The organism is Pantoea ananatis LMG 2665, from assembly GCF_000710035.2.
In the GTDB taxonomy this organism is placed as follows: domain Bacteria; phylum Pseudomonadota; class Gammaproteobacteria; order Enterobacterales; family Enterobacteriaceae; genus Pantoea; species Pantoea ananatis.
Genome location: NZ_JMJJ01000010.1, coordinates 1 through 18,608 on the forward strand (window position 1 = coordinate 1; position 18,608 = coordinate 18,608).

Consider the following 18,608-nt stretch of genomic DNA (forward strand, 5'->3'; position numbering starts at 1 on the left):
CGCTATCCACCCAACCACTTTATTTCTGTCGCTATCAGGATTTTCAGGAGCCGCAAAATCGTTGAAAGCCTTTCATCGCATGCAAATTCCCCCGCATTACCGTTGTGATGCGGTAAACTACCGGCAGATTAACCCGTTAAGGCCGTATCATGTCCAGTTCGTACATCTCATTAAAAGCCGACAACACGCTGGGGCTTGATGTCAGCGCAAAAACACGTATTGTCGCCGAATCGCCGGAAGCCATACTTTCAGCCTGGCAAATGAGCCAGCATAGCCAGCAACCTTTTCTGATCCTCGGGGAGGGCAGCAACGTGCTCTTCCTTGAGGACTTTGCAGGCGTGGTGGTGATCAACCGCATTGCAGGGGTTGAAATCCTTGATGAGACTGAGCGCTGGAAACTGCACGTTGGCGCGGGCGAGAACTGGCACCAACTGGTAAAAACTACCCTGGAAAAAGGGATTTCGGGTCTGGAAAATCTGGCACTCATTCCTGGAATGGTAGGATCAGCACCCATACAGAATATCGGTGCCTATGGCGTTGAATTAAAAGATGTATGTGAATACGTCGATGTACTAAATCTGCATACCGGTCTCACACAGCGTTTGAGCCGTGACGATTGCCAGTTTGGTTATCGCGACAGTATTTTCAAACATCAGTACCAGTCAGGCTACACGATTATCGCTGTCGGATTTTCATTGAAAAAACACTGGCAGCCCGTCCTGACCTACGGTGATTTAAAAACGCTAAACCCTGCCACGGCAAATGCCTGGGATGTTTTTCATGCGGTCTGTCATATGCGACAGAGTAAATTACCGGATCCGAAAATAACCGGTAACGTGGGCAGTTTTTTTAAAAATCCCGTGATAACTGGCCAGCAGGCGGCTGTGCTGTTGAGTGAGTACCCAGCGATGCCACATTATCCTCAGCCTACAGGTGATAGTAAACTGGCTGCAGGCTGGCTCATCGATCAATGCCAGCTTAAAGGCAGCCGAATTGGCGGTGCGGCAGTGCATCAGCAGCAGGCATTAGTGTTAATCAATGCTGAAAATGCCACACCTGACGACATTGTCGCGCTGGCAAAAAAGGTACGTTCCCGGGTAGGTGAAAAATTTAATGTCTGGCTGGAGCCAGAAGTTCGTTTCATTCAGGCTCAGGGTGAATGTAACGCTGTAGAGGTCATCTCATGAAGGATCATAGCGTACCGCTTAAATTAATTGATATCCTGGCCGATGGTGAATTTCACTCGGGTGAGCAACTCGGTGAAACGCTTGGTATGAGCCGTGCGGCGATTAATAAACATATTCAAACGTTAAAAAGCTGGGGCCTTGAGGTGTATACCGTCACAGGTAAAGGCTACAGTTTTCCAGCCCCACTTCAGTTGCTCAATGAACAAGAGATTTTGGGGCAACTGTCTCAGGCTGATATAGCCGTAATACCGGTTATTGATTCAACTAATCAGTATTTACTCGAACGTATGCATTCTCTGCCTTCAGGATCCGTCTGCCTCGCTGAATATCAGCAGGCAGGACGTGGCCGACGCGGACGTCACTGGTTTTCACCCTTTGGTGCCAACCTCTATATGTCTATGTACTGGCGCCTGGAACAGGGCCCGGCAGCGGCAATGGGGCTGAGCCTGGTGATTGGTATCATTATGGCGGAAACGCTGCGGTCATTAGGTGCGCAGGACGTACGGGTAAAATGGCCTAACGACATTTATCTTCATGACCGGAAGTTAGCGGGGATCCTGGTTGAATTAACCGGTAAAACCGGCGATGCAGCACAAATCGTGATGGGCGCCGGAATTAATCTGGCGATGAGAACTGCCGAAGCGGCGCAGATTAATCAGGGCTGGATTAACTTACAGGAAGCCGGCGTGACAATTAATCGCAATGAACTGGCAGCAACACTGATTAATCGCCTGCGTGAAGCACTACCCGTATTTGAGCAGGAGGGATTAACGCCCTTTGTGACGCGCTGGGCCGAACTGGACAACTTCATCAATCGCCCGGTTAAATTACTGATTGGTGAACGTGAAGTGCACGGTATTGCTCGTGGCATTGATAATCAGGGTGGTTTGCAGCTGGAACAAGACGGAAAAATTCAATCGTGGGTAGGGGGAGAAATATCTCTTCGACCGGTTTGAAAAATAAAATAAAGCCTGCTTTTGGCAGGCTTAATCGCCACCTGTTATTTTCTGAGACGCAGTTTTTCCACCGCGTGGTTACCGCTTTTCGTCATAATTAAGCTGGCTCTTTCACGTGTAGGGAGAATATTTTCTTTCAGATTCAACCAGTTAATCTCCCGCCACAATGAGCCAGCAATATTAACGGCTTCGTCTTCAGGTAGCTGAGCATAGTGATGAAAATAAGAGTTGGGATCGGTAAAAGCGCCCTGGCGAAATTTAAGGAAACGATTCACATACCAGCGCTGCAAAAGATCTTCTTCAGCATCCACATAGATTGAAAAATCCACAAAGTCGGAAACAAAAACATGGTGTGGATCGTGAGGATAATCCATGCCGCTCTGCAGCACATTTAACCCTTCCAGAATCAGAATATCAGGTTGCTGGACAACCTTATCGCCATCCGGAATAACATCATAAATTAAATGGGAGTAGACGGGAGCGGTAACCTGGCTGGCGCCCGACTTAAGGTCGGAAACAAATTTCACCAGCCGATGCATATCATAGGACTGAGGAAAGCCTTTTTTCTTCATTAAGCCGCGCTCTTTCAGCACGGCATTGGGATGAAGAAAACCATCTGTCGTAATTAACTCAACCTTACGGTGTCCGGGCCAGCGGCTCAGAAGCGCCTGCAAAACACGAGCAGTGGTGCTTTTGCCCACCGCAACGCTGCCTGCAATGCTGATGATATAAGGAATTTTTTGCCCATTCGTTCCCAGAAACTGCTCCAGCACGGCCTGACGGCGGACATTTGAACTTATATAGAAATTAAGCAGACGTGATAGAGGCAGGTAGATTTCTGCCACTTCCTCAATGGAAAGATCTTCATTGATCCCTTTCAATTGCGCGATCTCATCCTCTGACAGCGTCATTGGAACCGAGTCGCGTAATGCCGCCCACTGTTCACGAGTGAACTGTAAATAAGGCGTCGTAAGTGATGTCGTTTTATCCATAAGTATACATTTGACTGCAGATTCAAACCGATCTGTACATTTTCGCCGATGACGAGTCGGGCCGTGTAGAGAAATGAATTGCCGGTCACAGGGCTATTAACGAGAACAATGGGCTGGAGGGTATCACCAGTATAGCTTTTAAAAGAAGTAAAAAATAAACGGCGGCTTGCTTTCGCAAGCCTCTCCGCAGATTTGATAAATCGTCGGTACAGAGACTTGAAATCTTTAATCGTTATGCTTTTTATTGCCATTCAGACATCAGGCAATTTTGTGCAAAGGCGTTTGTGGCTTTCGCACCGCTGTCATCGTGACGCATGATTCAGGCCGGGTGCATGGCATCAGATATGCCCGGATATACCCTTTTGATGCTGCACAGCTGGCGCTATAGCACGACGTCCGTGCCTGCTGTTCGAAAGACAGCCGCGCTGTGTCGTACAGGCGCATGCAGATTGTCAGCGCTTGCTCTCCATTGCGTGAACCCTGTCTGCCTTGGCGTCTTCGGTCTCGTGCTGCTGTATTAAGGACAGCCATAGCTTATCTGTCAGCGACGCTGGTGCATCAGACATTCTTATAGAGGCTGTCAGCGACGTTCTTTATCGCATCTGAGTTTCATGCTCACCCGACCTGCTATGCGGTGGACAGCATGACAGGCTGTCTGTGAGTCACACAGCCGCTCTACGAACGCTTATGCAGATTATCAGCCCTTATTCTCCTCAGGCACCGAACCGCCCCACAGGTGGTCTGTCAGCCGTGACGTTTTTATCTGCCTTTCGCCTGATACTGATACTTATCTTCATGCCGGGCAGTGTCGCCTGAAAACTTTTAGGGGATAACACTCAAGGCTGCGGCCTTAGGTAGGGTCCTGTCGCGATAAAAGTACGCATGAGGTGATTGAAAACTGAGCAGTTAATGCATTTTTCTGGCAGAGGCCTAAGAAAACCTGAGGGATGAAGACAACAAAGTGGGCGAGACAGGGGGAGGGAGCAACATTATCGGAAAGAGAGCGAAGAGAAATTTTAACCAATAATTGGATGTTATTTCTGCATATCAGGGGTAAATTGCGATGCTTTGCACAAATAGTAAGCGATAGAACAAAAACAGTGATTTTTTTGTTGCATCCTTCTGCCGACCTTCCTAGAATGCGCGTCACTTGATGCCGGCTTAGCTCAGTTGGTAGAGCAACTGACTTGTAATCAGTAGGTCACCAGTTCGATTCCGGTAGCCGGCACCATCAAGTAGGTGGGATTCCCGAGCGGCCAAAGGGAGCAGACTGTAAATCTGCCGTCACAGACTTCGAAGGTTCGAATCCTTCTCCCACCACCATTTCAACCCCCGGGTTGAGAAACAGATAAACAACCTGTTTATCTGGCAGGTGAGTCGCTTCTTCTCACCCTGAATTCAGATTGGGTGTAAGCTCAGTCAAAGTCAGTCAGCTTCGCTGACGGGCGAAGGATAACAGAGGACATCTTCTGTTATTCACAAGCTACAGAAAGAACAGGTAGCCGAGTTCCAGGATGCGGGCATCGTATAATGGCTATTACCTCAGCCTTCCAAGCTGATGATGCGGGTTCGATTCCCGCTGCCCGCTCCAGATGTGCTGATATGGCTCAGTTGGTAGAGCGCACCCTTGGTAAGGGTGAGGTCCCCAGTTCGACTCTGGGTATCAGCACCACTTCCTTTATCTCCCTCCTGATTTTTCTCTGTAACTCCTTGCAGTCAGGCAATGCCTGGTTAATGTGACGATATCTTTGATATATCCGTGTCTTAGAGGGACAAGCGATGGCTAAAGAGCAATTTCAACGTAACAAACTGCACGTAAACGTGGGCACCATCGGTCACGTTGACCACGGTAAAACCACCCTGACTGCAGCGATCACCACCGTTCTGGCTAAAACCAACGGCGGCCAGGCACGTGCGTTCGATCAGATCGACAGCACCCCGGAAGAAAAAGCACGTGGTATCACCATCAACACGGCACACGTTGAGTATGAAACCCCGTCTCGCCACTATGCGCACGTTGACTGCCCAGGCCACGCCGACTATGTGAAAAACATGATCACCGGTGCTGCGCAGATGGACGGCGCGATCCTGGTTGTTGCTGCGACTGACGGCCCAATGCCGCAGACCCGTGAGCACATCCTGCTGGGTCGTCAGGTAGGCGTTCCTTACATCATCGTGTTCCTGAACAAGTGTGACATGGTTGATGACGAAGAGCTGCTGGAACTGGTTGAGATGGAAGTTCGTGACCTGCTGTCACAGTACGACTTCCCGGGCGACGATACACCAATCGTTCGCGGTTCAGCCCTGAAAGCGCTGGAAGGCAACCCAGAGTGGGAAGAGAAGATCGTTGAGCTGGCTGGTCACCTGGATAACTACATCCCGGATCCAGTACGTGCAATCGATATGCCATTCCTGCTGCCAATCGAAGACGTATTCTCAATCTCTGGCCGTGGTACTGTTGTAACCGGTCGTGTAGAGCGCGGTATCGTTAAAGTCGGCGACGAAGTTGAAATCGTTGGTATCAAAGATACCGCGAAATCAACCTGTACCGGTGTTGAAATGTTCCGCAAACTGCTGGACCAGGGTCAGGCAGGCGAAAACTGTGGTGTTCTGCTGCGCGGTATCAAGCGTGAAGACATCCAGCGTGGTCAGGTTCTGGCGAAGCCAGGCTCAATCAAGCCACACACCAAGTTCGAGTCAGAAGTTTACGTTCTGTCTAAAGACGAAGGTGGCCGCCATACTCCGTTCTTCAAGGGCTACCGTCCACAGTTCTACTTCCGTACCACAGACGTGACCGGTTCAGTAGAGCTGCCAGAAGGCGTTGAAATGGTTATGCCAGGCGACAACATCAAAATGGTTGTTACCCTGATTCACCCAATCGCAATGGACGAAGGTCTGCGCTTCGCAATCCGCGAAGGTGGCCGTACCGTTGGCGCGGGTGTTGTTGCCAAAGTTATCGCTTAATTACCGATAATATTTGACGCAATGCACGTGGAAAGGGCATCATTTGATGCCCTTTTTGTACGCTGTTTCATAGAACCTGACTCATCAGTGATTTTGAACCATAATCATTGCTGAGACAGGCTCTGTTATGCGGCGCTGGATACCGAGTTACGCCCCAAAAGCTCATTCGGTTTGGATGCCTCGCAATGCGGGGCAGAATAGTTTCTGAATTATTGTGGCAGGTTGGTTTATGAGTGCGAATACCGAAGCTCAAGGGAGCGGGCGCGGCCTCGAAGCGCTGAAGTGGGTAGTGGTAGTCTTATTACTGCTTGCGGCGATCGTAGGTAACTACCTCTATCGCGATGTGACGCTGCCTTTGCGCGCGTTAGCTGTGGTTGTACTGATTGCGGCAGCAGGCGGCATTGCGCTTTTGACGACAAAAGGCAAAGCAACCGTGGCCTTTGCACGTGAAGCAAGAACCGAAATGCGTAAAGTTATCTGGCCAACCCGCCAGGAAACACTGCATACCACGTTAATCGTTGCCGCGGTTACTGCCGTGATGTCACTGATTTTGTGGGGGCTGGATGGTATTCTGGTCCGTCTGGTATCGTTTATCACTGGCCTGAGGTTCTGAGATGTCTGAAGCTCCAAAGAAACGCTGGTACGTCGTGCAGGCGTTTTCCGGTTTTGAAGGCCGCGTAGCACAGTCGCTGCGTGAGCACATCAAACTGCACAACATGGAAGAGCTGTTTGGCGACGTCATGGTTCCTACAGAAGAAGTTGTTGAGATCCGTGGTGGTCAACGCCGCAAGAGCGAGCGCAAATTCTTCCCCGGCTACGTTCTGGTACAGATGGTAATGAATGACGCCAGCTGGCACCTGGTGCGCAGCGTTCCGCGCGTTATGGGCTTCATTGGCGGTACCTCTGACCGTCCTGCGCCGATTAGCGACAAAGAAGTCGATGCGATTATGAATCGCCTGCAGCAGGTGGGCGACAAGCCGCGTCCGAAAACGCTGTTCGAACCGGGCGAAATGGTACGTGTCAACGATGGTCCATTTGCCGACTTTAACGGTGTGGTTGAAGATGTGGACTACGAAAAGAGCCGCCTGACGGTTTCTGTTTCCATCTTTGGACGCGCAACGCCAGTAGAACTCGACTTCGGTCAGGTTGAGAAGGGCTAACCTTTTCCGACATACAATTTGGCTGTTGCAGCAGGCGCGAAATTTAACTATAATTTCGCGCCTTTTGTTTTTATGCGCTGGCAACAGCGTGTAAATCGTTACCACGGGGAGCCTTTTACAGGCGCTATAACCCAATTGAGGAATTATCATGGCTAAGAAAGTACAAGCCTACGTCAAGCTGCAGGTTGCAGCTGGTATGGCGAACCCAAGTCCACCGGTTGGTCCAGCTCTGGGTCAGCAGGGTGTTAACATCATGGAATTCTGTAAAGCGTTTAACGCCAAAACAGAATCACTGGAAAAAGGTCTGCCGACTCCAGTTGTTATCACCGTATACAGCGACCGTTCTTTTACCTTTATTACCAAAACGCCTCCGGCTGCCGTTCTGCTGAAAAAAGCAGCAGGCATCAAGTCTGGTTCTGGTAAGCCGAACAAAGATAAAGTCGGTAAAGTGACTCGTGCTCAGGTACGTGAAATCGCAGAAACTAAAGCTGCGGACATGACTGGTTCTGACGTTGAAGCGATGACTCGCTCAATCGAAGGTACTGCTCGTTCCATGGGCCTGGTTGTAGAGGACTAAGAAATGGCTAAGCTGACCAAGCGCATGAGCGTAATTCGCGACAAAGTTGACGCGACCAAGCAGTACGATATTGCTGAAGCAATCGCTTTACTGAAAGAACTGGCTACTGCCAAGTTCGTCGAAAGCGTTGACGTTGCTGTTAACCTCGGCATTGATGCACGTAAATCTGATCAGAACGTCCGCGGCGCGACCGTTCTGCCACACGGTACTGGTCGTTCAGTACGTGTAGCTGTCTTCACCCAGGGCGCAAACGCTGAAGCTGCTAAAGCAGCTGGCGCTGAGCTGGTAGGTATGGAAGACCTGGCCGATCAGATCAAGAAAGGCGAAATGAACTTTGACGTTGTTATTGCTTCTCCGGATGCAATGCGCGTTGTTGGCCAGTTAGGCCAGGTTCTGGGTCCACGTGGCCTGATGCCAAACCCGAAAGTCGGTACTGTAACGCCTAACGTTGCTGAAGCGGTTAAGAACGCTAAAGCAGGTCAGGTTCGTTATCGTAACGACAAAAACGGCATCATCCACACTACCATCGGTAAAGTGGACTTCGATGCTGACAAACTGAAAGAAAACCTGGAATCTTTGCTGGTTGCGCTGAAAAAAGCAAAACCTGCACAGGCGAAAGGCGTGTACATCAAGAAAGTTAGCATCTCTACCACCATGGGCGCCGGCGTTGCCGTTGACCAGGCGGGTCTGACTGCCGTAGCAAACTAATTGCTACTTGAAACGGGCGAAAAATTCACCTAGAATCTTACGCCCGTTGTTCTGCATTAATGCAGACGTCGATGTGGGTTATTCAGAACGTGGTAAGACGGTGGCCGAGTCAGCGACCTGAAGCACAGTGAACTGTGCGGCGGGTGAGGGCAAAGACAGCCAGCGCAATGCGGTTTGAGTGACAACACACGACCCAAATTTTAGGTTGGAGCCAGGCCTTATCCTGGCCTCCGTCCAAGACCGCAGGAGCGGAACATCCTCGGATGTAATGCTTAATCCCCTGCGTAGACGGTGACAGAACCAAAAGATTTTTTCTTATCTGGATTCTGCTCACCGTGTATTAGCGCTTATTTCCCTTCGGGTGAGTAAGTGAAGTGAGTTCCGGGGAAATCCTTCCCCGGTCAAATCCAGGAGCTAAAGCTAATGGCATTAAATCTTCAAGACAAACAAGCGATTGTTGCTGAAGTCAGCGAAGTAGCCAAAGGTGCGCTTTCAGCGGTTGTTGCGGATTCTCGTGGCGTTACCGTTGATAAAATGACCGAACTGCGTAAAGCAGGTCGTGAAGCTGGCGTTTACATGCGTGTTGTTCGTAACACCCTGCTGCGCCGCGTCGTTGAAGGTACTCAGTTCGAGTGCCTGAAAGACACGTTTGTTGGTCCGACCCTGATTGCATATTCTATGGAACACCCGGGCGCTGCTGCTCGTCTGTTCAAAGATTTCGCGAAAGCGAATGCAAAATTCGAGGTCAAAGCTGCAGCCTTTGAAGGTGAGCTGATCACGGCGGCCAATATTGACCGTCTGGCAACTCTGCCGACCTACGAAGAAGCACTGGCACGTCTGATGTCGACCATGAAAGAAGCCGCTGCCGGCAAACTGGTTCGCACTCTGGCTGCTGTTCGCGATGCAAAAGAAGCGGCTTAAGGCCTCTCTTTTCTTCGCACTTGCTAACGTATAAACTTTTTCTGATTCTTAGGAACAATTGTTATGTCTATTACTAAAGACCAAATTCTGGAAGCCGTTGCCGCTATGTCCGTAATGGAAGTAGTTGAGCTGGTTTCTGCTATGGAAGAAAAATTCGGCGTTTCTGCTGCTGCTGCTGTAGCTGTTGCTGCTGGCCCAGCTGAAGCTGTTGAAGAGAAAACTGAATTCGACGTCGTTCTGAAAGCTGTTGGCGCGAACAAAGTTGCAGTAATCAAAGCCGTACGTACCGCAACTGGTCTGGGCCTGAAAGAAGCCAAAGATCTGGTTGAAGCAACTGGCGTTATCAAAGAAGGCATCAGCAAAGATGACGCAGCTGCACTTGAAGCTGCTCTGAAAGAAGCTGGCGCTGAAGTTGAAGTTAAGTAAGACAACCCTCGGGTTGCAGTCTGAGTAGTTTCAGACTGATGGCTGGTGACTTTTTGGTCACCAGCCTTTTTGCGCTCCAGGGCCTCAATGGGGTTTCGCACTGTTTGTCCATTGTTGCTCATCAATATCTTTCTCTATCGACGACTTAATATACTGCTTTCCCGTGCGGGTTCCCTGCCCACGCTGAAGCAATGAAATGATTTAAGCGTGATAGAAAGAGGTATTGCACGTACTGCAGAGCAGTAGGTGAATCAAACAAAATCGTGTTGCATGAACTGTCCTGTCAGGACGGACAGCGTGGGTCGACTTGTCAGCTAGCTGAGGAACCCTATGGTTTACTCCTATACCGAGAAAAAACGTATTCGTAAGGATTTTGGTAAACGTCCGCAAGTTTTGGACATACCTTATCTCCTTTCCATCCAGCTTGATTCGTTTCAGAAGTTTATCGAGCAAGATCCAGAAGGTCAGTACGGACTGGAAGCTGCATTCCGCTCTGTATTCCCTATTGCGAGCTACAGCGGCAACTCTGAGTTGCAGTATGTCAGCTATCGCTTAGGTGAACCTGTCTTTGACGTGAAAGAGTGTCAGATCCGTGGCGTGACCTACTCGGCACCGCTGCGCGTGAAACTGCGTCTGGTGATCTATGAGCGCGAAGCGCCAGAAGGCACAGTAAAAGACATTAAAGAACAAGAAGTCTACATGGGTGAAATTCCACTCATGACTGACAACGGTACCTTTGTTATCAACGGTACTGAACGTGTTATCGTTTCTCAGCTGCATCGTAGTCCTGGCGTGTTCTTTGACAGCGATAAGGGTAAAACCCACTCCTCGGGTAAAGTGCTGTATAACGCACGTATCATCCCTTACCGTGGTTCATGGCTCGACTTCGAGTTTGACCCGAAAGACAACCTTTTCGTCCGTATTGACCGTCGTCGTAAGCTGCCGGCCAGTATCATTCTGCGCGCACTGCATTACACCACTGCTCAAATTCTCGACGTGTTCTTCGAGAAAGTGGTGTACGAAATCCGTGACAACAAGCTGCAGATGGAACTGGTGCCAGAGCGCCTGCGCGGTGAAACCGCGACCTTCGATATCGAATCGAATGGCACGGTCTACGTTGAGAAAGGGCGTCGCATCACTGCGCGTCATATTCGTCAGCTGGAAAAAGACGGTATCCAACACATCGAAGTCCCTGTGGAATACATTGCGGGCAAAGTGGTCTCTAAAGACTACATCGATGAGAATACCGGTGAGCTGATCGTTGCGGCCAACATGGAACTGTCGCTGGATCTGCTGGCGAAGCTGAGCCAGTCGGGTCACAAGCGCATTGAAACGCTGTTCACCAACGATTTGGATCACGGCCCATACATCTCCGAGACGCTGCGCGTTGACCCAACCAACGATCGCCTGAGCGCGCTGGTTGAGATCTACCGCATGATGCGTCCTGGTGAGCCGCCAACGCGTGAAGCTGCAGAGAACCTGTTTGAGAACCTGTTCTTCTCTGAAGATCGTTACGATCTTTCTGCAGTCGGCCGCATGAAGTTCAACCGTTCATTGCTGCGTGATGAGATCGAAGGTTCAGGTATCCTGAGCAAAGAAGACATCATCGAAGTGATGAAAAAACTGATCGACATCCGTAACGGTAAAGGCGAAGTGGACGATATCGACCACCTCGGTAACCGTCGTATTCGTTCAGTCGGTGAAATGGCTGAAAACCAGTTCCGCGTCGGTCTGGTCCGTGTTGAGCGTGCAGTGAAAGAGCGTCTTTCTCTGGGCGATCTCGATACGCTGATGCCACAGGACATGATCAACGCCAAGCCAATTTCGGCGGCGGTGAAAGAGTTCTTTGGTTCCAGCCAGCTGTCTCAGTTTATGGATCAGAACAACCCCTTGTCAGAGATTACGCACAAGCGTCGTATCTCTGCTCTCGGCCCGGGCGGTTTAACCCGTGAGCGTGCCGGCTTCGAAGTGCGTGACGTACACCCAACGCACTACGGTCGTGTCTGCCCAATCGAAACCCCTGAAGGTCCGAACATCGGTCTGATCAACTCCTTGTCTGTGTACGCGCAGACGAACGAGTACGGTTTCCTGGAAACCCCTTATCGTCGCGTTATTGACGGTGTGGTTTCCGATGAAATTCATTACCTTTCTGCAATCGAAGAAGGTAACTACGTTATCGCGCAGGCGAACACCAATCTGTCAGAAGAAGGTGCGTTCGTTGATGACCTGGTCACCTGCCGTAGCAAAGGCGAATCAAGTCTGTTCAGCCGCGATCAGGTTGACTACATGGACGTTTCCACCCAGCAGGTGGTTTCTGTCGGTGCGTCACTGATTCCGTTCCTGGAACACGATGATGCTAACCGCGCCCTGATGGGTGCGAACATGCAACGTCAGGCCGTTCCTACTCTGCGTGCTGATAAGCCGCTGGTAGGTACCGGTATGGAGCGCGCTGTAGCCGTTGACTCCGGTGTTACCGCTGTTGCGAAACGTGGTGGTACCGTTCAGTACGTTGATGCATCACGTATCGTTATTAAAGTTAACGAAGACGAGATGTACCCGGGCGAAGCGGGTATCGACATCTACAACCTGACCAAATACACCCGTTCTAACCAGAACACCTGTATCAATCAGATGCCGTGTGTCTCTCTGGGTGAGCCCGTTGAACGTGGTGATGTGCTGGCTGACGGCCCGTCTACCGATCTCGGTGAGCTGGCGCTGGGTCAGAACATGCGCGTCGCGTTCATGCCGTGGAACGGTTACAACTTCGAAGACTCCATTTTAGTCTCCGAGCGCGTAGTGCAGGAAGATCGCTTCACCACCATCCACATTCAGGAACTGGCCTGTGTGTCTCGTGACACCAAGCTGGGGCCAGAAGAGATCACGGCTGACATCCCGAACGTGGGCGAAGCTGCACTCTCTAAACTGGATGAGTCCGGTATCGTTTATATCGGTGCTGAAGTGACCGGCGGTGACATTCTGGTTGGTAAGGTGACGCCAAAAGGCGAAACCCAGCTGACGCCAGAAGAGAAGCTGCTGCGTGCGATCTTCGGTGAGAAAGCGTCTGACGTTAAAGACTCTTCTCTGCGTGTACCGAACGGTGTTTCCGGTACCGTTATCGACGTTCAGGTCTTCACCCGCGATGGCGTGGAAAAAGACAAACGTGCGCTGGAAATCGAAGAAATGCAGCTGAAGCAGGCCAAGAAAGACCTGTCTGAAGAGCTGCAGATCCTGGAAGCGGGCCTGTTTAGCCGTATCCAGTCTGTCCTGATTTCCGGTGGCGTTGAAGCAGACAAACTGGACAAGCTGCCGCGTGAGCGTTGGCTGGAGCTGGGTCTGACTGACGAAGCCAAGCAAAACCAGCTGGAGCAGCTGGCAGAGCAGTACGACGAACTGAAGCACGAGTTTGAGAAAAAACTCGAAGGTAAGCGTCGTAAAATCACCCAAGGCGATGATCTGGCACCTGGCGTGCTGAAAATCGTTAAGGTTTATCTGGCTGTTAAACGTCAGATTCAGCCTGGTGATAAAATGGCAGGTCGTCACGGTAACAAAGGTGTTATCTCTAAGATCAACCCAATCGAAGACATGCCTTACGATGAGAACGGTACGCCGGTCGATATCGTACTGAACCCGCTGGGCGTACCTTCGCGTATGAACATCGGTCAGATCCTTGAGACTCACCTAGGGATGGCAGCGAAAGGTATCGGCGAGAAGATCAACGCGATGCTGAAGAAGCAGGAAGAAGTCGCCAAGCTGCGCGAATTCATCCAGCGTGCTTACGATCTGGGCACCGATGTGCGTCAGAAAGTTGACCTGAACACCTTTACTGATGACGAAGTTCTGCGCCTGGCTGAGAACCTGAAAAAAGGTATGCCAATTGCCACGCCGGTGTTTGATGGTGCGAAAGAGAGCGAAATCAAAGAGCTGTTAGAGCTCGGCGGTCTGCCTTCTTCCGGTCAGATTACCCTGTTTGATGGCCGTACTGGTGAGCAGTTCGAACGTCAGGTAACCGTAGGCTATATGTACATGCTGAAACTCAACCACCTGGTTGATGACAAGATGCACGCACGTTCTACCGGTTCCTATAGCCTCGTTACTCAGCAGCCGCTGGGTGGTAAGGCACAGTTCGGTGGTCAGCGCTTCGGTGAGATGGAAGTATGGGCGCTGGAAGCTTACGGTGCTGCGTATACCCTTCAGGAAATGCTTACCGTTAAGTCTGATGACGTCAACGGCCGTACCAAGATGTATAAGAACATCGTGGATGGCAACCATCAGATGGAACCTGGCATGCCAGAATCGTTCAACGTACTGTTGAAAGAGATTCGCTCGCTGGGTATCAACATCGAGCTGGAAGACGAGTAACCCTCAGTAACAGGCCTGGCCTGGAAGCGCAGGGTTAACGCGCTCGCATTTGTACTGGTTATGGGGCGTTCAATTTCGGTTGGACGCCCCTGAGTCTCACTCCGACGGGAGCAAATCCGTGAAAGACTTACTTAAGTTTCTGAAAGCGCAAACTAAAACCGAAGAGTTTGATGCGATCAAAATTGCGCTGGCGTCGCCAGACATGATCCGTTCCTGGTCTTTCGGTGAAGTGAAAAAGCCGGAAACCATTAACTATCGTACCTTCAAGCCAGAGCGCGATGGTCTGTTCTGTGCCCGTATTTTTGGGCCGGTAAAAGATTACGAATGCCTGTGTGGTAAGTACAAGCGTCTGAAACACCGTGGTGTGATCTGCGAGAAGTGCGGCGTTGAAGTGACCCAGACTAAAGTGCGTCGTGAGCGCATGGGCCACATCGAGCTGGCTTCGCCAACCGCACACATCTGGTTCCTGAAGTCACTGCCTTCGCGTATCGGCCTGCTGCTGGATATGCCGCTGCGTGACATCGAACGCGTGCTGTATTTTGAATCTTATGTCGTTATCGAAGGTGGCATGACCAACCTCGAGAAACGTCAGATTCTGACTGAAGAGCAGTACCTGGATGCGCTGGAAGAATTCGGTGACGAATTCGACGCGAAAATGGGTGCAGAAGCGATTCAGGCACTGCTGAAAAACATGGATCTGGAGCAAGAGTGCGAACAGCTGCGCGAAGAGCTGAACGAAACTAACTCCGAGACCAAACGTAAAAAGCTGACCAAGCGTATTAAGCTGCTGGAAGCGTTCGTTCAGTCTGGTAACAAGCCAGAGTGGATGATCCTGACCGTTCTGCCGGTTCTGCCGCCAGATCTGCGTCCGCTGGTACCGCTGGATGGTGGTCGTTTCGCTACGTCGGATCTGAACGATCTGTATCGCCGCGTGATCAACCGTAACAACCGTCTGAAACGCCTGCTGGATCTGGCTGCGCCAGATATCATCGTGCGTAACGAAAAACGTATGCTGCAGGAAGCGGTTGATGCCCTGCTGGATAACGGTCGTCGCGGTCGTGCGATCACCGGTTCTAACAAGCGTCCTCTGAAATCTTTGGCCGATATGATCAAAGGTAAGCAGGGTCGTTTCCGTCAGAACCTGCTCGGTAAGCGTGTTGACTACTCTGGTCGTTCTGTTATCACCGTAGGTCCATACCTGCGTCTGCATCAGTGCGGTCTGCCGAAGAAAATGGCACTGGAGCTGTTCAAACCGTTCATCTACGGCAAGCTGGAACTGCGTGGCCTGGCCACCACCATCAAAGCCGCTAAGAAAATGGTTGAGCGTGAAGAAGCTGTCGTGTGGGATATCCTGGACGAAGTGATCCGCGAACACCCGGTACTGCTGAACCGTGCACCAACTCTGCACCGTTTGGGTATCCAGGCATTTGAGCCCGTCCTGATCGAAGGTAAAGCTATCCAGCTGCACCCGCTGGTTTGTGCGGCTTACAACGCCGACTTCGATGGTGACCAGATGGCTGTTCACGTACCGCTGACGCTGGAAGCCCAGCTGGAAGCGCGTGCGCTGATGATGTCTACCAACAACATCCTGTCACCTGCGAACGGCGAGCCAATCATCGTTCCTTCACAGGACGTTGTACTGGGTCTGTATTACATGACCCGCGACTGTGTTAACGCCAAAGGCGAAGGCATGGTACTGACCGGTCCGAAAGAAGCTGAACGCGTTTACCGCGCCGGCCTCGCTTCGCTGCACGCTCGCGTTAAAGTGCGTATCACTGAGCACGAGAAAAACGAGCAGGATGAGTGGGTTTCTAAAACCAGCATCATCGACACGACGATTGGTCGCGCCATCCTGTGGATGATCGTGCCTAAAGGTCTGCCTTTCTCCATCGTCAACCAGGCGCTGGGCAAGAAAGCGATCTCCAAGATGCTGAACACCTGTTACCGCATCCTGGGCCTGAAACCAACGGTTATCTTTGCTGACCAGACCATGTACACCGGCTTCGCCTATGCGGCACGTTCAGGTGCGTCTGTTGGTATCGACGACATGGTTATCCCAGAGAAGAAAGTGGAAATCATCACCGAAGCGGAAGCGGAAGTGGCTGAAATCCAGGAGCAGTTCCAGTCTGGTCTGGTGACGGCAGGCGAACGCTATAACAAAGTGATCGATATCTGGGCTGCGGCCAACGAACGCGTTGCTAAAGCGATGATGGAAAACCTCTCTACTGAAGTCGTGATTAACCGCGATGGTGAAGAAGAGCGCCAGGTTTCCTTCAACAGCATCTTTATGATGGCCGACTCCGGTGCGCGTGGTTCTGCTGCACAGATTCGTCAGCTGGCCGGTATGCGTGGTCTGATGGCTAAGCCAGATGGCTCAATCATTGAAACGCCGATTACGGCGAACTTCCGTGAAGGTCTGAACGTACTCCAGTACTTCATCTCGACGCACGGTGCACGTAAAGGTCTGGCGGATACCGCACTGAAAACAGCAAACTCCGGTTATCTGACGCGTCGTCTGGTTGACGTTGCACAGGATCTGGTTGTGACTGAAGACGACTGCGGCACGCACGAAGGCATCATGATGACGCCGGTCATCGAAGGTGGCGACGTGAAAGAACCGCTGCGTGAGCGTGTTCTGGGTCGTGTGACTGCGGAAGACGTGCTGAAGCCTGGTACGGCTGACATTCTGGTTCCACGTAACACTCTGCTCGATGAACACTGGTGTGACGTGCTGGAACTGAACTCAGTAGACAGCGTGAAAGTGCGTTCTGTTGTTGGTTGTGAAACCGACTTTGGTGTGTGTGCGCATTGCTATGGTCGCGACCTGGCACGTGGTCACATCATCAACAAAGGTGAAGCGATCGGTGTTATCGCGGCACAGTCCATCGGTGAGCCGGGTACACAGCTGACGATGCGTACGTTCCACATCGGTGGTGCGGCATCACGTGCGGCTGCTGAATCCAGCATTCAGGTGAAGAACAAAGGTACCATCAAGCTGACCAATGCCAAGTCGGTAACTAACTCGGCAGGCAAGCTGGTGATCACCTCGCGTAACGTTGAACTGAAAATGATCGACGAATTTGGCCGTACTAAAGAGAGCTATAAAGTTCCTTACGGTGCGACCATGGCGAAAGGTGATGGTGAGCAGGTTGCTGCGGGCGAAACCGTTGCAAACTGGGATCCGCATACCATGCCGGTTATCACTGAAGTGGGCGGTTTCATTCGCTTCACGGATATGATCGATGGTCAGACCATTACTCGTCAGACTGACGACCTGACCGGTCTGTCATCGCTGGTGGTCCTGGATTCTGCTGAGCGTACTGCGGGTGGTAAAGACCTGCGTCCAGCCCTGAAAATCGTTGATGCTAGCGGCAATGATGTCCTGATCCCTGGTACCGATATGCCAGCTCAGTACTTCCTGCCAGGTAAAGCGATTGTACAGCTTGAAGATGGCGTGAAGATCAGCTCGGGTGATACCCTGGCGCGTGTTCCGCAGGAATCGGGCGGTACCAAGGATATTACCGGTGGTCTGCCACGCGTTGCTGACCTGTTCGAAGCACGTCGTCCGAAAGAGCCAGCAATCCTGGCGGAGATCAGCGGCATCATCTCCTTCGGTAAAGAGACCAAAGGTAAACGTCGTCTGGTTATTACTCCGCTGGATGGTAGCGATCCGTATGAAGAGATGATTCCGAAATGGCGTCAGCTGAACGTGTTCGAAGGTGAACGTGTTGAGCGCGGTGACGTGGTTTCCGATGGCCCAGAGTCACCACATGACATCCTGCGCTTGCGTGGCGTGCATGCGGTTACCCGTTACATCACTAACGAAGTGCAGGAAGTTTACCGTCTGCAAGGCGTTAAGATTAACGATAAGCACATCGAAGTCATCGTTCGTCAGATGCTGCGTAAAGCAACCATCATGAGCGCGGGAAGCACCGAGTTCCTGGAAGGTGAGCAGGCTGAATTCTCTCGCATCAAGATCTCTAACCGTGAACTTGAAGCGAACGGAAAAGTGGGCGCTACCTTCATGCGTGACCTGCTGGGTATTACCAAAGCGTCACTGGCAACCGAATCGTTCATCTCTGCTGCATCGTTCCAGGAAACCACGCGTGTTCTGACCGAAGCGGCAGTTGCAGGCAAGCGCGACGAACTGCGCGGTCTGAAAGAGAACGTTATCGTGGGACGTCTGATCCCTGCCGGTACCGGTTATGCGTACCATCAGGATCGTATGCGCCGCAAAGCGGCAGGCGAAGTGCCGGTTGCACCGCAGGTAACTGCGGATGAAGCCTCTGCAAGCCTGGCTGAATTGCTGAACGCTGGTCTGGGCGGTAACAACGACGAGTAATCGTCAAACGCCTGAT

At 51.4% G+C, this 18,608-nt stretch carries 12 protein-coding genes and 4 tRNA genes; 15 read left to right on the forward strand and 1 reads right to left on the reverse strand.

Annotated features, from left to right (window positions below; all coding sequences use genetic code 11):
* The first annotated feature begins 149 nt into the window (after positions 1 to 149).
* Together murB and birA are read left to right on the forward strand one after the other, a co-directional pair.
* Positions 150 to 1,187 (forward strand): UDP-N-acetylmuramate dehydrogenase, encoded by a 1,038-nt coding sequence (murB, locus tag EL29_RS19040; protein WP_015701288.1) that lies wholly within the window; start codon positions 150 to 152, stop codon positions 1,185 to 1,187.
* On the forward strand, positions 1,184 to 2,143 hold the full coding sequence (gene birA / locus EL29_RS19045; protein WP_015701287.1) for a bifunctional biotin--[acetyl-CoA-carboxylase] ligase/biotin operon repressor BirA: 960 nt from the start codon (positions 1,184 to 1,186) through the stop codon (positions 2,141 to 2,143). The genes murB and birA overlap by 4 nt, the downstream gene beginning before the upstream one ends.
* A gap of 44 nt (positions 2,144 to 2,187) precedes the next feature.
* Here the strand turns inward: birA and coaA are convergent, their stop codons facing one another.
* The gene (gene coaA / locus EL29_RS19050; protein WP_013024113.1) at positions 2,188 to 3,135 is read right to left on the reverse strand and encodes a type I pantothenate kinase; all 948 of its coding nucleotides are present in this window, start codon (positions 3,133 to 3,135) and stop codon (positions 2,188 to 2,190) included.
* 1,155 nt (positions 3,136 to 4,290) lie between these two features.
* Between coaA and EL29_RS19055 the strand changes: the two genes are divergently transcribed.
* From EL29_RS19055 to rpoC, 13 genes are all read left to right on the forward strand, one after another.
* Positions 4,291 to 4,366 (forward strand) — tRNA-Thr (locus tag EL29_RS19055).
* A 7-nt stretch (positions 4,367 to 4,373) separates the two neighbouring features.
* Positions 4,374 to 4,458: transfer RNA gene (locus tag EL29_RS19060), tRNA-Tyr, on the forward strand.
* Between the two features lie 193 nt (positions 4,459 to 4,651).
* Positions 4,652 to 4,726 (forward strand) — tRNA-Gly (locus EL29_RS19065).
* A gap of 5 nt (positions 4,727 to 4,731) precedes the next feature.
* Positions 4,732 to 4,807, forward strand: a tRNA-Thr gene (locus tag EL29_RS19070).
* 107 nt (positions 4,808 to 4,914) lie between these two features.
* Positions 4,915 to 6,099: an elongation factor Tu gene (gene tuf / locus EL29_RS19075; RefSeq protein WP_013027471.1), complete on the forward strand. Its 1,185-nt coding sequence runs from the start codon at positions 4,915 to 4,917 to the stop codon at positions 6,097 to 6,099.
* Between the two features lie 229 nt (positions 6,100 to 6,328).
* The gene (gene secE, locus EL29_RS19080; RefSeq protein WP_014606967.1) at positions 6,329 to 6,712 is read left to right on the forward strand and encodes a preprotein translocase subunit SecE; all 384 of its coding nucleotides are present in this window, start codon (positions 6,329 to 6,331) and stop codon (positions 6,710 to 6,712) included.
* A 1-nt stretch (position 6,713) separates the two neighbouring features.
* Positions 6,714 to 7,259, forward strand: coding sequence for a transcription termination/antitermination protein NusG (gene nusG, locus EL29_RS19085; protein WP_003848088.1), 546 nt, complete (start codon positions 6,714 to 6,716; stop codon positions 7,257 to 7,259).
* Positions 7,260 to 7,407: 148 nt separating this feature from the next.
* On the forward strand, positions 7,408 to 7,836 hold the full coding sequence (gene rplK / locus EL29_RS19090; protein WP_006121495.1) for a 50S ribosomal protein L11: 429 nt from the start codon (positions 7,408 to 7,410) through the stop codon (positions 7,834 to 7,836).
* A gap of 3 nt (positions 7,837 to 7,839) precedes the next feature.
* Positions 7,840 to 8,544 carry a 50S ribosomal protein L1 gene (rplA, locus tag EL29_RS19095; protein ID WP_013024115.1) on the forward strand — a complete coding sequence of 235 codons (705 nt, stop codon included), beginning with the start codon at positions 7,840 to 7,842 and terminating at the stop codon, positions 8,542 to 8,544.
* 423 nt (positions 8,545 to 8,967) lie between these two features.
* The gene (gene rplJ, locus EL29_RS19100) at positions 8,968 to 9,465 is read left to right on the forward strand and encodes a 50S ribosomal protein L10 (protein WP_003848098.1); all 498 of its coding nucleotides are present in this window, start codon (positions 8,968 to 8,970) and stop codon (positions 9,463 to 9,465) included.
* Between the two features lie 63 nt (positions 9,466 to 9,528).
* The gene (gene rplL, locus EL29_RS19105) at positions 9,529 to 9,891 is read left to right on the forward strand and encodes a 50S ribosomal protein L7/L12 (protein WP_009092660.1); all 363 of its coding nucleotides are present in this window, start codon (positions 9,529 to 9,531) and stop codon (positions 9,889 to 9,891) included.
* A gap of 330 nt (positions 9,892 to 10,221) precedes the next feature.
* Positions 10,222 to 14,250, forward strand: a complete 4,029-nt coding sequence (rpoB, locus tag EL29_RS19110; protein WP_013024116.1) for a DNA-directed RNA polymerase subunit beta — start codon at positions 10,222 to 10,224, stop codon at positions 14,248 to 14,250.
* Between the two features lie 118 nt (positions 14,251 to 14,368).
* The gene (gene rpoC / locus EL29_RS19115) at positions 14,369 to 18,592 is read left to right on the forward strand and encodes a DNA-directed RNA polymerase subunit beta' (RefSeq protein ID WP_014606966.1); all 4,224 of its coding nucleotides are present in this window, start codon (positions 14,369 to 14,371) and stop codon (positions 18,590 to 18,592) included.
* The last annotated feature ends 16 nt before the right edge of the window (positions 18,593 to 18,608 follow it).